The organism is Streptomyces sp. NPDC058308, assembly GCF_042880275.1.
GTDB lineage: Bacteria > Actinomycetota > Actinomycetes > Streptomycetales > Streptomycetaceae > Streptomyces.
The window spans coordinates 137,942-151,055 of the sequence record NZ_JBHVZA010000018.1 but is presented as its reverse complement, the minus strand read 5'-3'; the positions used below and the strand labels follow the sequence as shown (position 1 = coordinate 151,055).

At 71.9% G+C, this 13,114-nt stretch carries 12 protein-coding genes; all 12 read left to right on the top strand.

Annotated features, from left to right (window positions below):
• Positions 1-6: 6 nt before the first annotated feature.
• Genes ACFVYL_RS24370 through rfbC form a run of 12 tightly spaced genes read left to right on the top strand, consistent with a single transcriptional unit; the run spans position 7 to position 13,102 of the window.
• Positions 7-1,533 (top strand): right-handed parallel beta-helix repeat-containing protein, encoded by a 1,527-nt coding sequence (locus tag ACFVYL_RS24370; RefSeq protein WP_389719408.1) that lies wholly within the window; start codon positions 7-9, stop codon positions 1,531-1,533.
• A 1-nt stretch (position 1,534) separates the two neighbouring features.
• Positions 1,535-2,761 (top strand): O-antigen ligase domain-containing protein, encoded by a 1,227-nt coding sequence (locus ACFVYL_RS24365; RefSeq protein ID WP_389719406.1) that lies wholly within the window; start codon positions 1,535-1,537, stop codon positions 2,759-2,761.
• Positions 2,762-2,769: 8 nt separating this feature from the next.
• Entirely contained in the window at positions 2,770-4,047 is a 1,278-nt protein-coding gene (locus ACFVYL_RS24360) for a glycosyltransferase (RefSeq protein WP_389719404.1), read from the top strand.
• Positions 4,044-5,306 (top strand): class I SAM-dependent methyltransferase, encoded by a 1,263-nt coding sequence (locus ACFVYL_RS24355; protein WP_389719403.1) that lies wholly within the window; start codon positions 4,044-4,046, stop codon positions 5,304-5,306. Before ACFVYL_RS24360 ends, ACFVYL_RS24355 begins: the two co-directional genes overlap by 4 nt.
• Positions 5,303-6,097: a glucose-1-phosphate cytidylyltransferase gene (locus ACFVYL_RS24350; protein ID WP_389719402.1), complete on the top strand. Its 795-nt coding sequence runs from the start codon at positions 5,303-5,305 to the stop codon at positions 6,095-6,097. The genes ACFVYL_RS24355 and ACFVYL_RS24350 overlap by 4 nt, the downstream gene beginning before the upstream one ends.
• The gene (locus tag ACFVYL_RS24345; RefSeq protein ID WP_389719454.1) at positions 6,094-6,741 is read left to right on the top strand and encodes a PIG-L deacetylase family protein; all 648 of its coding nucleotides are present in this window, start codon (positions 6,094-6,096) and stop codon (positions 6,739-6,741) included. Before ACFVYL_RS24350 ends, ACFVYL_RS24345 begins: the two co-directional genes overlap by 4 nt.
• 3 nt (positions 6,742-6,744) lie before the next feature.
• On the top strand, positions 6,745-7,770 hold the full coding sequence (locus ACFVYL_RS24340; RefSeq protein WP_389719401.1) for an NAD-dependent epimerase/dehydratase family protein: 1,026 nt from the start codon (positions 6,745-6,747) through the stop codon (positions 7,768-7,770).
• The gene (locus ACFVYL_RS24335) at positions 7,767-9,041 is read left to right on the top strand and encodes a DUF4910 domain-containing protein (RefSeq protein ID WP_389719400.1); all 1,275 of its coding nucleotides are present in this window, start codon (positions 7,767-7,769) and stop codon (positions 9,039-9,041) included. The genes ACFVYL_RS24340 and ACFVYL_RS24335 overlap by 4 nt, the downstream gene beginning before the upstream one ends.
• A 5-nt stretch (positions 9,042-9,046) precedes the next feature.
• Positions 9,047-10,357 carry a hypothetical protein gene (locus ACFVYL_RS24330; protein ID WP_389719399.1) on the top strand — a complete coding sequence of 437 codons (1,311 nt, stop codon included), beginning with the start codon at positions 9,047-9,049 and terminating at the stop codon, positions 10,355-10,357.
• Positions 10,354-11,319, top strand: a complete 966-nt coding sequence (locus ACFVYL_RS24325; protein WP_389719397.1) for a glycosyltransferase family 2 protein — start codon at positions 10,354-10,356, stop codon at positions 11,317-11,319. The genes ACFVYL_RS24330 and ACFVYL_RS24325 overlap by 4 nt, the downstream gene beginning before the upstream one ends.
• Positions 11,316-12,557, top strand: coding sequence for a polysaccharide pyruvyl transferase family protein (locus tag ACFVYL_RS24320; RefSeq protein WP_389719396.1), 1,242 nt, complete (start codon positions 11,316-11,318; stop codon positions 12,555-12,557). Before ACFVYL_RS24325 ends, ACFVYL_RS24320 begins: the two co-directional genes overlap by 4 nt.
• Positions 12,554-13,102, top strand: a complete 549-nt coding sequence (gene rfbC, locus ACFVYL_RS24315) for a dTDP-4-dehydrorhamnose 3,5-epimerase (RefSeq protein WP_389719395.1) — start codon at positions 12,554-12,556, stop codon at positions 13,100-13,102. The genes ACFVYL_RS24320 and rfbC overlap by 4 nt, the downstream gene beginning before the upstream one ends.
• The last annotated feature ends 12 nt before the right edge of the window (positions 13,103-13,114 follow it).

Below are 13,114 nucleotides of genomic sequence, written 5' to 3'. Positions count from 1 at the left end.
GCACGCGTGGCGATCAACTGGCGGATATGGACGGGGCCGGCGGCGGCCCTCGCCCTGCTGGCGACCGGCTGTGAGAGCACGTCGGGCGCCCCGGCGGCGGAGCCGGCCACCCAGCCGTCCACGTCCGCGGCCCGGTCGGTGGCCCGGGTGTGCGCCAAGCCGGAGGCCGGTCCCGCGAAGGCGCCGGCGGGTGCGGTGGCGGTCGACCCCGGGGTGGTCGGCGATCTGGCGGCGAAGACCAAGAAGAGCCCGGCGCACACCACGTTCTGGCTGCGGCCGGGCAAGCACCGGCTCGACCCGGACCGCTACGCCCAGGTCATCCCCAAGAAGGGGAACCGCTACCTCGGCGCGGCGGGCGCGGTGCTCGACGGCCGCAAGACCAACCAGTACGCGTTCGGCGGTTCCGCTCCCGACGTCACCGTCAGCCACCTGACCGTGCAGCGGTTCGTGGCGCCGCCGGACGAGGGCGTGGTCAACCACGACTCGGCCGACGGGTGGGTGATCGAGCACGCGACGATCCAGCGCAACTCCGGTGCCGGGCTGATGGCCGGTGCCCGCCAGCGGGTCCGCGCCAGCTGCCTGCGCGGCAACGGTCAGTACGGCATGAACGCGTACAAGGCCAAGGGCCGGATCAGCGGCCTGGTGGTCGAGGGCAACGAGATCGTGGGGAACAACACCGGCGACTGGGAGCGCCGGCGCAAGGGCTGCGGCTGCACCGGAGGCATCAAGTTCTGGGCCGTCGACGGCGCCGACATACGCGGCAACTGGGTGCACGACAACCGCGGAACCGGACTGTGGGCGGACACCAACAACAACGACTTCCGCATCGAGAACAACGTCCTTGAGACCAACGACGGGGCCGCGCTGATCTACGAGACCAGCTACAACGCGGTCATCCGGAAGAACACGATCCGGCGGAACAACTGGGTCGAGGGCCGCAGATACGCCGACAGCGACGACACCTTCCCGTACGCGACCGTCTACTTGTCCGAGTCCGGTGGCGAACCACGGGTCAAGGCCCGCACGAGCAAGATCGAGATCGACCGGAACGTGCTGGAGAACAACTGGTCCGGCATCACCCTGTGGGAGAACGCCGACCGCTTCTGCAACAGCCCCGCCAACACCTCGTCCGGTGACTGCACGCTGCTGGTGCCGGACACCGACCGCTGCACGAGGCCGAAGATCGCCGACGAACCGCTCTACTCCGACTGCCGGTGGAAGACCCAGCGGGTGGACATCCACGACAACCGGTTCGTCCTCGACAAGGCCGTCGTCGAGTGCGCGGTGAAGTGCGACCGCATGGCCCTGCTCGCCAACTACGGCACCTATCCGGACTGGTCGCCCTACCAGGGCGAGCAGGTGGCCGAGTCGATCACCCGTGACCAGCACAACCGCTGGCACGACAACGTCTACGTCGGACCGTGGAAGTTCGTCGCCCACGACCCGAGCCGCGTGCTCGACCCGGGGCAGTGGCAGGGCATGCCCTACCGGCAGGACACGGGCAGCACCTTCCGCATACGGGGCGGTGGCTGAGATGCACGCGGACCACACGTCGAAGATCGTCGGGACGGTCTGGGGCCTCCTGATCCTCAACACGCTCGGCTCCGCCGGGGCGCAGACCATCGTCCCGCTGCCCCGCTCCCTCATCCAGATGGTCACCATGGGCGCGCTGGTCGCCGCGTTCACGCTGGCGCTCGCGGTCAATATCCGGTTACGCATCCGGCCCAGCGCCTACGTGTTCCTGCTCACCCTGCTCCTGGTGCCGAGCGTGATCTCCAGCGCGAATCTGGAGGCCGGGTTCGGCGCGCTGTTCCGCTGCACCCGGCTGGCCCTCTTCGTCGGCACGCTGTGGCTGCTCAGCCGCTGGTGGGACGGCGGCCTCGCCTTCGTCCGGCACCACATCCGGATGTACTTCGCGGTGCTCGGCTCGGTCGCCGCGGGCCTGGTCATCTCACCGGGCGCGGCCCTGCCCGACCTCTACGGCGGACGTCTCGTCGGCGCCCTGTGGCCGCTCACCCCGCCGCAGATAGGGCAGTACGCCGCGGTGATCATCGGCCTTACCGTGCTGCTCGTACTGGGCCGCCGGGTCGACCGGGCGGGCGCGACGCTGGTCATCGTGCCGTCCCTCGTCCTGCTCGCGCTGACCCATACCCGCACGGCCACGCTCGGCCTCTTCCTCGGTCTCGCGCTGGCGATCGGCTCGCTCATCCTGACCAGCGCCGCCGCCCGCCGGTTCTTCGTCTGGACGGTGGTGATCGCCACGGTGGCCGCGGTGGGGTTCGCCTCCGCGCTCCAGGCGTGGTTCCTGCGCGGACAGAGCGAGGAGAACTTCTCCAATCTGACCGGCCGGGCCAAGGTCTGGGACGCCCTGCTCGCGGCGCCCCGGTCGACCTCGGAGCAGCTGTTCGGCATGGGCCTGGGCGACAAGTCGTTCGGCGGGCTGCCGATCGACAACAGCTGGCTGGCCGTCTACAACGAACAGGGCCTGACCGGCACCGCCATCGTGGCGGCGGTCATCCTCGTGCTCGGCGGCGTCGCGCTGCTGCGCCCGCCCTCGCTGCAGAGGGCCTGCGCGATCTTCCTGATCAGCTACTGCGCGATCGCGTCGTACACCGAGGCCGGCCTCGGCGACGCCTCGCCCTATCTGCTCCACCTGGCGCTGGCCGCCTCGCTGCTCGCGGCGCCCGCCGCGGCCACGCCCCCCTCGGCGCCCGCGGTCCCGCGGCGACGTGTCCCGCGCTGGGCCAAGGATCGGAGGTGACCCCAGGCATGCACGTTCTCGTGGTGCACAACCGTTACGCATCGGCGCAGCCGAGCGGGGAGAACAAGGTCGTCGACCAAGAGGTGGCGCTGCTGCGCGCGGCCGGCCACCGGGTCGAGGTGTTCGAGCGGCGCAGCGACGACATCGCCGGCATGTCCCTGGCGAGCAAGGCCAGGCTGCCGCTCCTCGTGCCGTGGAACCCCTCGGTCCGCTCGGAGCTCGCCGCCCGCCTGCGCGCCGAACGGCCGGACGTGGTGCACGTCCACAACGTCTTCCCGCTCCTGTCGCCCGCCGTGCTCGCCGCGTGCGCCGACGCGGGCGTGCCCGCCGTCGCCACGCTGCACAACTACACCCAGGTCTGCCCGCCCGGCACGCTGCAGCGGGACGGCCGGCCGTGCACCGAATGCGTCGGGGCGGCGGCGCCGCTGCCCGCCGTCCGGCACGGCTGCTACCGCGACTCCCGCCTCGCGACGCTGCCGCTCGCCCTCAGCCTTGTCGTCAACCGGCGCCGGTGGTGGACCGGCGTGGAGCGGTTCTTCTGCATCTCCGCGGCGCAGCGCGACGTCCTGGCGCGGGCCGGCATGCCGGCCGAACGCCTCGCGGTCAAGCACAACTTCGTGCCGGACCCGGACGAGCGGCGAACGGGCGCCGGCGAGCACGTGCTCTATCTCGGGCGGCTCGCGGAGGCCAAGGGCGTGCGGCTGCTCATGGCCGCGTGGGACGAGATCACCGCGTCCGGCGGGGTGGGCGTGCCGCTCGTCATCGCCGGCGCGGGACCGCTGGAACACGAGGTGACCGCCTGGGCCGCGGGCCGCGACGACGTGCGCTGCGTCGGCCTGTACGACGCGGCGGAGTGCCGGGGGGCGATCGCGCGGTCGGTCGCCGTGGTGGCTCCCTCGACGTGGCTCGAGGCGTTCGGCCTGGTGGTCGTGGAGGCGATGGCGGCCGGGGTCCCGGCCGTCGCCGCCGGTCACGGCGCCTTCGTCGAGCTCGTGGCGGACGGGGAGACCGGGCTGTTGCACCGGCCGGGCGAGGCCGCCTCGCTCGCGTCCTGCATACGCCGGATCGCGGTCGACGACGACCGCAACCGGGAGATGGGCCGGGCGGCCCGACGCCGGTACGAGCAGGGCTTCAGCCCTGCCGTCGGCCTCGAACGCCTGGTGGAGGGGTACCGAACCGCGATCGCGGGTCGGCCGGGCGGCGGGGACAGCCCGCCGCCGCTGGGGAGCAAGAGCAAAGGCTCGCGCCGGGGCATCCGCGCGGGCAGGGATGGGGACAGCAAATGACACGATGCCGACTCTGCGGCTCCGCGACGCTGGCCAGCGTCGTCGATCTGGGGGCGACCCCGCCGTGCGAGAGCTTTCTCGCCGCGGACCAACTGGACAAGCCGGAGCCCGCGTACCCGCTGCACCTGCAGGTCTGCACCGACTGCTGGCTCGCGCAGATTCCACCGCTGATCACGCCGGAGGAGACGTTCAGCGAGTACGCGTACTTCTCCTCCTTCTCGACGTCCTGGGTGGAGCACGCGCGCACGTTCGTCGCCGACGCCGTGGAGCGGGTGGGCCTCGATCCCGAAGCGAAGGACACCTTCGTCGTCGAGGTCGCGAGCAACGACGGGTACCTGCTGAAGCACGTGGTGGACCGGGGGATCCGCTGCCTCGGCATCGAGCCGTCGGTGAACGTCGGCGCCGCGGCGCGCGACGCGGGCGTGCCCACGCTCACCGAGTTCCTCAGCCCGGAGACCGGCTCGGCGGTCCGCGCCGAGCACGGTCCGGCGAACCTGGTCGTGGCCAACAACGTGTACGCGCACATTCCCGACGTCGTCGGATTCACCCAGGGGCTGCGCACCCTGGTCGCCGACGACGGCTGGGTCTCCATCGAGGTGCAGCACCTGCTGACCCTGATCGAGGAGAACCAGTACGACACGATCTACCACGAGCACTTCCAGTACTACACGGTCGCGTCCGCGATCCGCGCCCTGGCCAGCGGCGGACTCACGCTCGTGGACGTCGAGCTGCTGCCCACGCACGGCGGCTCCATCCGGCTGTGGGCCCGCCCGGCCGAGGTCGCAGGCGAGCCCTCCCAGCAGGTGGCCGAGGTCCTCGACCGGGAGAAGGCCGCCGGACTCCAGGAGCTGGCCGGGTACACCGAGTTCTCCGCCCGCGTGGCCAAGGTCCGCAGGGACCTCCTCACGTTCCTCATCACGGCGGCCGAGCGCGGCGAGACGGTCGTCGGCTACGGCGCCCCCGGCAAGGGCAACACCCTGCTCAACCACTGCGGCATCCGGCCCGACCTGCTCGCGTACACGGTCGACCGCAACCCCTACAAGCACGGCAGGTTCACACCGGGCACCCGCATCCCGATCCTGCCGCCCGAGCGGATCGCCGCCGACAAGCCCGACTACGTCCTCGTCCTCCCGTGGAACCTGCGGGCCGAGCTGGTCGAGCAGCTGTCCTTCGTGCACGAGTGGGGCGGCCGCCTTGTCTTCCCCATCCCGGAACTGAGCGTTGTCGAGGCCGCGCCTTCGAAAGAGGTCACAGCATGAAGGTCGTACTGTTCTGCGGCGGTTACGGGATGCGGATGCGCAACGGCGCCGCTGACGACGTGCCCAAGCCGATGGCGATGGTCGGACCGCGACCGCTGATCTGGCACGTCATGCGCTACTACGCGCACTTCGGGCACAAGGAGTTCATCCTGTGCCTCGGATACGGCGCCCATCACATCAAGAACTTCTTCCTCACCTACGAGGAGACGACGTCCAACGACTTCGTGCTGCGCGGCGGGAAGGCCGAACTGCTCTCCACCGACATAGCCGACTGGACGATCACGTTCGCCCAGACCGGCATCGAGTCACCGATCGGGGAGCGCCTGCGCCGGGTGCGGCACCACCTGGACGGCGACGAGATGTTCCTCGCCAACTACGCCGACGTGCTCACCGACGCGCCGCTGCCCGAGATGATCGACTCCTTCTCCCGGCGCGACGCCGGTGCGTCGATGATGGTGGTGCCGCCGCAGTCCTCGTTCCACTGCGTGGAACTGGGCGATGACGGCCTGGTGGGGGGCATCACGCCGGTGAGCGAGCTGCCGATGTGGGAGAACGGCGGCTACTTCGTGCTGCGGCAGGAAATCTTCGACCACATCCCCGAGAACGGCGACCTGGTCGCCGACGGATGCGCCCAACTGGCCAAGCAGAACCGCCTCGTGGCACACCAGCACCGCGGCTTCTGGAAGCCGACCGACACCGTGAAGGAGCGGGCCGCGCTCGACGAGGCCCACGCCCGCGGGGAGCGCCCGTGGGCCGTGTGGGAGCGGGACAGCGCAGGGGTGAGCGGGTGATCCGGCTCGGCGCCGGGCGCCTGGACAAGATCGTCGCGGTGGGCGCGCACTGCGACGACATCGCCATCGGCGCCGGCGGCACGCTCCTCACGCTGTGCCACGCGCGGCCGGGCATCCGCATCGACGCGCTGGTGCTCTCCGGCGGCGGCAGCGGACGCGAACAGGAGGAGCGGGCCGCGCTCGCCGCCTTCTGTCCGGGCGCCGACCTGCGGGTCACCGTGCTCAAGCTGCCGGACGGCCGGATGCCCGTGCACTGGGACGAGGCCAAGGCCGCCGTCGAGGAACTGCGCGGGGAGAGCGAGCCGGATCTGATCCTGGCCCCGCGCACCGACGACGCGCACCAGGACCACCGCGGCCTGGCGCAGCTGATACCCACCGCGTTCCGCGACCACCTCGTGCTCGGCTACGAGATCGTCAAGTGGGACGGCGACCTCGGCCGCCCGTCGGCGTACCAGCCGCTGTCGCCGGAGACCGCCGAGGAGAAGGTGCGGCTCCTTCAGGAGCACTACCCCTCGCAGCGGCACCGCCCCTGGTACGACCGTGAGGCCTTCCTGGGTCTCGCCCGTATCCGCGGCATCGAATGTCACGCGCGCTACGCCGAGGCGTTCGCCGTCACCAAACTCACTCTGAACCTGGGAGATTGAACCTTGCGCGTACTACTGACCGGACACCAGGGCTACTTGGGCACCGTGATGGCCCCGGTCCTCGCCGCCGCCGGGCACGAGGTCGTCGGTCTCGACGCGGGCCTGTTCGCCGACTGCGTCCTCGGCCCGACGCCCGCGGACCCGCCCGGGCACCGGGTCGACCTGCGCGACGTCACGGCGGAACACGTGGCCGGGGTGGACGCCGTGATCCACCTGGCCGCGCTCTCCAACGACCCGCTGGGATCCCTCGCACCCGAGCTCACCTATGACATCAACCACCACGCGTCGGTCCGCCTCGCCCGGCTGGCCCGCGAGGCCGGCGTGCGGCGCTTCCTGTACGCGTCGACCTGCTCCGTCTACGGCGCCGCGGGCGGCGGCGAACTGGTGGGCGAGGACGCCCCGCTGCGCCCGGTGACGCCGTACGCGGAGTCCAAGGTACGGGTGGAGGACGACCTGCACGCGCTGGCCGACGGCGACTTCAGCCCGGTGTACATGCGCAATGCCACCGCCTTCGGCTACTCGCCCCGGCTGCGCGCCGACATCGTGCTGAACAACCTGGTGGGCCACGCGCTCCTGTCCGGCGAGGTGCTCGTGCTCTCGGACGGCACCCCCTGGCGCCCGCTGGTGCACGCCGCCGACATCGCGCGGGCCTTCACCGCCGCGCTGGCCGCGCCGCGGGACGCGGTGCACGACCGGGCGTTCAACATCGGCAGCGAGGTCAACAACGTCACGGTCGCCGAGATCGCCGAGCAGGTCGCCGAGGCGGTGTCGGGATCGCGGGTCGTGATCACCGGGGAGAACGGCGCCGACCCGCGGTCCTACCGGGTGGACTTCTCCCGGTTCCGCGCCGCGATTCCCGGCTTCGACTGCGAATGGACCGTGCGGCAGGGCGCGTTCGAACTCGCCGACGCCTACCGCAAGCACGGGCTGACGCGGGAGAACTTCGAGCGGCGCTTCACCCGCCTCGCCGTGCTGCGTACGGCCACCGAAGCCGGTTCCGTCGACGACACCCTGCGGTGGCGCCGATGACCGAGACGGGCGCGGACATGCACGAGCTGGTGGAGCGGCTGTACCCGCTCTGCCGGAGCATCACCGGCGACGGCGTACGGGCCACCCTGCGCATCGTCGACGAGTACCTCCCGCTGACGATGCACGAGGTGCCGACCGGGACGCAGGTGCTCGACTGGACGGTGCCGCAGGAGTGGAACATCCGGGACGCGTACGTCGCCGACAGTGCGGGAAACCGTGTCGTCGACTTCGCCGCGTCCAGCCTGCACGTGCTCGGCTACAGCGTGCCGGTCGCGGCGACGATGCCGCTGGCCGAGCTGCGCGAGCACCTGTACACCCTTCCGGAGCACCCGAGTTGGGTGCCGTACCGCACCAGCTACTACAAGCCGGAGTGGGGGTTCTGTCTGGCCCAGGAGACCCTGGACGCGCTGCCGGACGGCGACTACGAGGTCCGCGTCGACTCCACGCTCGCCGACGGCCACCTCACCTACGCCGAGCACGTCGTCCCCGGGCAGGTCTCCGACGAGGTGATCGTCTCCTGCCACGTCTGCCACCCGTCGCTGGCCAACGACAACCTGGCGGGCATCGCGGTGGCGACGTACCTAGCCCGGGCCCTCGCGGAGGAAACCCCGTACTACACCTACCGGTTCATCTTCGCCCCCGGCACCATCGGGGCGATCACCTGGCTGGCCCGCAACGCGGAGCGGGTGGCACAGGTCAAGCACGGACTCGTGCTGGCCTGCGCGGGCGACTCGGGCCGGCTGACGTACAAGCAGAGCAGGCGCGGCGACGCGGAGATCGACCGGGTGCTGCGGCACGTCCTGCGCGCCTCCGAACGCCCGCACCAGGTCAACGAGTTCACACCGTACGGCTATGACGAGCGGCAGTACTGCTCGCCGGGGTTCGATCTCGGCGTGGGCTCGCTCAGCCGGACCCCGTACGCGGGCTACCCCGAGTACCACACCTCGGCGGACAACCCGGACTTCGTCTCCCCGGCGGCGATGGCGGACACGCTCGCGGTCTGCCGCGAGGCGTTCACCGTGCTCGACCGCAACCGGCGGTACGTCAACCTCAGCCCCTACGGCGAACCCCAGCTGGGCCGCCGCGGGCTGTACGACGCGCTCGGCGGCCGCAGCGACACCAAGCAGGCCCAGATGGCCATGCTCTGGGTGCTCAGCCTCTCCGACGGCGAGCACAGTCTCCTGGACGTCGCCGAGCGCGCCGGGCTGCCGTTCGACACCGTCGCAGGCGCGGCCGACGCCCTGCACGGCGCCGGACTGATCAAGGCATGACGCCCATGACCACCGAGGGGGAGCAGCCCACGCCGGCGGCGGTCCCGGCCGGCCCCGCCCGGCGGACCGCCCGGCGGGCCATCGTCGGCCGGCTGTCCTGGGGCCTCGCCGACCAGGCGGCCTCCAGCCTGTCCAACTTCGTGGTGGGCATGTACGTGGCCCGCTCGCTCGGCCTGACCGCGTTCGGCGTGTTCAGCCTGGCGTGGGTGACCTACGGCGTGGTGCTCAGCGTCTCCCGCGGCCTGGCCACCGACCCGCTCGTGGTGCGTTTCAGCGGCGTGCCGGACACGGCCTGGCGCGGGGCGGTGGCCCGGTCCTCGGGCACCGCTCTCGGCGTCGGCGCCGCCGTCGGCGCGGCGTGCCTGGTGGTCGGGCTCGCTGTCGGCGGGCGTGTGGGGCCCGCGTTCGCCTGCCTCGGCGTCATGCTGCCGGGGCTGCTGCTTCAGGACGCCTGGCGGTACGCGTTCTTCGCCGCGGGCGCCGGGCGCAAGGCGTTCGTGAACGACGTCGTGTGGGGCGTCGCGCTCGTCCCTGCCATGGTCGTGGCGGCCCGCGTCGGCAGTGTGTCCGCCTTCGTGCTCGCCTGGGGCGCGTCCGCCGCGGTGGCCGCGGTGTACGGCTGTTTCCAGTCCGGCATCCGGCCCCGGACGACCGGCGCGCGCCAGTGGCTGCGCGAGCATCACGACCTCAGCTACCGCTACCTGGCCGAGAACGTCGGCGTCAGCGGTGCGAGCCAGCTGCGTGCCTACGGGCTCGGCGTGATCGTCGGCGTCAGCGCGGTGGGCGTGGTCCGGGGCGCCGAGCTCCTGCTCGGCCCGTTCATGGCCGTGTTGATGGGGCTTTCGCTGGTCACCGTCGCGGAGGCGGCACGCGTGCTGCGGCAGGCCCCGCACCGCCTCGGCGTCTTCTGTCTCCTGCTCGGCGGCGTGCAGGCCGTCGCCGCGCTGCTCTGGGGCGCCGCTCTGCTCCTCATGCCGGACCGGCTCGGCGAGCTCGCGCTCGGCGACGTCTGGAGCTCCGCCTCGGAGCTCATCGTGCCGGTCACCCTCGGTGTCGCGGGCGCCGGCCTCGGCACCGGCGCGGCGGCCGGACTCCGCGCGCTCGCCGCGGCCCGGCGCAGCCTGCGCAGCCAGCTGTTCGCCTCCGCCTGCTACGTCGCGGGCGGACTCGGCGGGGCGGCCGTGGGCAACACGGTCGGCTCGGCCTGGGGCGTCGCCTCCGCCACCGTCTGCAGCTCGGCCGTGTGGTGGCTGCAACTGCGGTCCGCCCTGCGTGAGCACCACCAGAACACGATCCCTGAAGTGAGGACCCCATGACCGCCCACCCCCGGTTGAGCATCGGCCTGCCCGTGTACAACGGCGAGGAGTACCTCGCCGAGTCGCTCGACGCCCTGCTCGGCCAGACCTACGAGGACTTCGAGCTGGTCATCACCGACAACGCCTCGACCGACGGGACCCAGGACCTCTGCCGCAAGTACGCCGCGCGGGACTCGCGCATCCGCTACATCCGTCTGCTCCGGAACATCGGCGCGGCACCGAACCACAACTACGTGTTCACCCAGTGCCGCGGCGAGCTGTTCAAGTGGGCCTCGCACGACGACCTGTACGCCCGGGACCTGCTGCGGCGCTGCGTCGAGGCGCTCGACGAGCGGCCGGACGTGGTCCTCGCGCACTCCGGCCAGGCGGTCATCGACGGCGAGGGACAGGTGAAGGTCCCCTACGAGTACGGCATCGCCACCGACTCGCCCCGCGCACCGGAGCGCTTCCGCAGCTTCCTGTTCGAGCCCGGCGGCGACGACTTCTACGGGGTGATGCGCGCCGACGTGCTGCGCCGCGTGAAGCCGCACGACAGCTACCACCACGCGGACCGCACGTTCGTCGCCGAGATCGTCCTGCACGGCCCCTTCCACCAGGTGCCGGAGCTCCTCTACTTCCGCCGCGACCACCCCACCCGCGCCGAGCGGGCCAACCCGGGCAAGCGCTCCCGGTGCGTCAACCTCGACCCGCGCCGTGCAGGGGCGCTGCACCCGACGCCCCGGCTGCTCGCCGAGTACGTCTGGGGGTTCGCCTCGGCGATCCAGCGGGCGCCGCTGTCCGCGGCCGACCGGCGCGCGTGCTACGTCCACCTGGCCGCGTGGATGACCAGCCGGGCCCGCCCCGGCACCGGCGAGCGGGTCGAGGACCGCGCCGCGGTCGACCCGGCCGAGCTCACGGTCTCCGTCGACGAACTCGTCGCAGGCCGTGAAGGTCGTCAAGGCCGTGCGGGGAGGCAGGCGTGAGCGCCGCCCGCGTCGGGGTGTTCGGGCTGCTCGGCTCCGGCAACCTCGGCAACGACGGATCGCTCGAAGCCGTGCTCGGATACCTCCGCGCCGAGCACCCGGAGGCGGCCGTGGACGCGCTGTGCGGCGGACCGGAAGTCGTCGCGACCCGGTACCGGATCCCCGCGACCCGGCTGCACTGGAACCGGGGGGAGTACCGGACCGCGTCCCGTGCGGGCGCGATCGCGGCGAAGGGCCTGGGCAAACTCGTCGACGTCGCCCGCACCGCCGCCTGGGTGCGCCGCCACGACGTGGTGATCGTCCCCGGCATGGGCGTCCTGGAGGCCACCCTGCCGCTGCGGCCGTGGGGCTTCCCGTACTCGCTGTTCCTGCTCTGCGCGTCCGGCCGGCTGTTCCGCACCCGGGTCGCGCTGGTCGGCGTGGGCGCGGCCCCGATCACCGACCGGCCGACCCGGGCCCTGGTGCGCTGGTCGGCACGGTTCGCCACGTACCGCTCGTACCGCGACACCCTGTCCCGCGACGCGATGCGGGAGATGGGCGTGGACACCGCGCGCGACGAGGTCTACCCGGACCTCGCGTTCGCCCTGCCGACGCCTCCCGCGAACGGACCCTCGGATTCGCCGGGCCCGGTCTGCGTCGGAGTCATGGACTTCCACGGCGGCAACGACGACCGCGACCGGGCCGAGGAGATCCACCGGCGCTACCTCGAAGGCACCACCAGGTTCGTCCGCACGCTCGTCGAGGACGGCAGGCGAGTCCGGCTGCTCACCGGCGACGCCTGCGACGCGACGGTGGTCGAAGCGATCCTCGACGCGGTGGACTCGCCGCTGGTCACCGCCTCCGAGGCGGCCTCGCTCACCGACCTGATGAAGGAGATGGCGGCGGCCGACACCGTAGTGGCGACCCGCTACCACAACCTGGTCTGCGCGCTGAAGGCCGGCACACCGACGCTCGCCCTCAGCTACGCGGCGAAGAGCGACGCGCTCATGGCCGAGATGGGCCTCGCCGCATACCGCCACCCGGCGCACGAGGTCGACGCCGACCAACTGCTCGTACAATTTCGCGAGTTGGAGAAGCGGTCGGCCGGGCTGCGGCGGACCCTCGCCGAGCGGAACACGGCCGTCGCCGGGCGCCTGGAGCGCCAGTTCACCGCGCTGACGGCGGCCCTGTTCCCGACGGCCGCCCCCACTCATACGCACACCCCCACTCACACCCATGCCATGCGGGAGACTCCATGAAGGCGACCGAAGTCCCGGCGATCGACGGCGCGTTCCTCTTCGAGCCGACGCCGTACGCCGACGAGCGCGGCTTCTTCTGCCGCACCTTCGACGCCGACGTGATCCGCTCGGTGGGTCTCGACCCGGACGCCTTCATCCAGGACAGCGTGTCCCGCTCGGTCCAGGGCGTGCTGCGCGGCCTCCACCTGCGCTCCGGCGGCGGCGAGGCCAAGCTGGTGCGGTGCTCGTACGGGAAGATCTTCGACGTCGTCGTGGACCTGCGCGAGGACTCTCCCACCTACCGCAACGTGGCCTCCTTCGAGCTGTCCGGCGAGACGCAGGTGACCCTGTACATCCCGGCGGGCTGCGCGCACGGCTTCCAGGCGCTGACCGAGACGGCCGACACCTCGTACCGGATCGACCGCCCGCACGATCCGGCCGAAGACGTGACGATCGCCCACGACGACCCGGAACTCGCCATCGCGTGGCCGCTGCCGCCCACATCGATGTCCCGGCGGGACCGGGAGGCGCCGAGCCTCGCCGAAGCACTGAAGCAGAAGTCCTGAAGCACAGAGAGA